This is a genomic window from Priestia sp. TRM10, assembly GCF_057808375.1.
Map to the genome: position 1 here is coordinate 1 of NZ_JBJZOT010000042.1, position 266 is coordinate 266.

Annotated in this window: 1 rRNA gene; it reads right to left on the reverse strand. The window is 41.4% G+C overall.

Annotated features, from left to right (window positions below):
* Positions 1 to 183: 183 nt before the first annotated feature.
* Positions 184 to 266 (reverse strand): 16S ribosomal RNA (locus tag ACK3CR_RS27100); the annotation flags it as partial.

The window sequence follows — 266 nt, forward strand, 5'->3', positions numbered from 1 at the left end:
TAACCATTGATTGGTTATTTCAACACTAACAGTGTTGTAGCGATCGTTTACTCGGTTTTCTCATTAAATGAGAGTTATATGGTTTAACCTTGCTTTACTTGTTATCTAGTTTTCAATGAACAATGTTTTGAGAGTTGACCTCTCAAAACTGACCAAAATACGTCACGTCTCTATTCTCCTTAGAAAGGAGGTGATCCAGCCGCACCTTCCGATACGGCTACCTTGTTACGACTTCACCCCAATCATCTGTCCCACCTTCGGCGGCT